The sequence below is a fragment of the Thiobacillus sp. genome (assembly GCF_030696885.1).
In the GTDB taxonomy this organism is placed as follows: Bacteria; Pseudomonadota; Gammaproteobacteria; order Burkholderiales; family Thiobacillaceae; genus Thiobacillus.
The window spans coordinates 1-1,193 of sequence record NZ_JAUYRI010000014.1; the positions used below are offsets into that span (position 1 = coordinate 1).

The 1,193-nt window shown below is 60.9% G+C and carries 1 protein-coding gene; it reads right to left on the reverse strand.

Features of this window, described 5'->3' with window-relative positions; genetic code table 11:
* Positions 1 to 1,191 carry an elongation factor Tu gene (gene tuf / locus Q8R61_RS07130; RefSeq protein ID WP_305535682.1) on the reverse strand — a complete coding sequence of 397 codons (1,191 nt, stop codon included), beginning with the start codon at positions 1,189 to 1,191 and terminating at the stop codon, positions 1 to 3.
* Between the last annotated feature and the right edge of the window lie 2 nt (positions 1,192 to 1,193).

A 1,193-nucleotide genomic window follows, 5' to 3' on the forward strand; every position in this document is an offset into this window, starting at 1 on the left:
TTACTCTTCGATCTTCGCCACGACGCCGGCACCGACGGTGCGGCCGCCTTCGCGGATGGCAAAACGCAGGCCTTCGTCCATCGCGATCGGCTGGATCAGCGACACCTTGATGCTGACGTTGTCGCCAGGCATCACCATCTCGGTACCGGCCGGCAGCTCAATGCTGCCAGTCACGTCGGTGGTGCGGAAGTAGAACTGCGGACGGTAGCCGTTGAAGAACGGGGTGTGACGACCACCCTCGTCTTTCGACAGCACGTAAATCTCGGCACTGAACTTGGTGTGCGGCTTGATCGAGCCGGGCTTGGCCAACACCTGGCCGCGCTGGACTTCTTCACGCTTGGTGCCACGCAGCAGCACGCCGACGTTGTCACCTGCCTGACCCTGGTCGAGCAGTTTGCGGAACATCTCGACGCCGGTGCAGGTGGTCTTGACGGTGGGGACGATGCCGACGATCTCGATCTCTTCGCCAACCTTGATGACGCCGCGCTCGACACGACCGGTGACGACGGTGCCGCGACCGGAGATGGAGAAGACGTCTTCAACAGGCATCAGGAACGGACGGTCAATCGCACGCTCGGGCTCGGGGATGTAGGAGTCCAGCGCATCAGCCAGCTTCATGATGGACGGCTCGCCGATGTCGCTCTGGTCGCCTTCGAGGGCTTTCAGGGCGGAACCGATGATGATGGGGGTGTCGTCACCGGGGAAGTCGTACTTGCTGAGCAGTTCGCGAACTTCCATTTCAACGAGCTCGAGCAGTTCGGCGTCGTCGACCATGTCGGCCTTGTTCATGTAGACGATGATGTAGGGCACGCCAACCTGACGGGCAAGCAGGATGTGCTCGCGGGTCTGGGGCATGGGGCCGTCAGCAGAGGACACGACCAGGATGGCGCCGTCCATCTGGGCAGCACCGGTAATCATGTTCTTGATGTAGTCGGCGTGGCCCGGGCAGTCGACGTGGGCGTAGTGACGCTTGGCGGTCTCGTACTCGACGTGGGCGGTATTAATGGTAATGCCGCGCGCCTTCTCTTCGGGCGAGCTGTCAATTTCGTCGTACTTCTTGGCAGCACCGCCAAACTTCTTCGCCAGAATGGTGGTGATCGCCGCGGTCAAGGTGGTCTTGCCGTGGTCAACGTGTCCAATGGTGCCAACGTTTACGTGCGGTTTGGTCCGCTCGAATTTTTCCTTAGCCATTT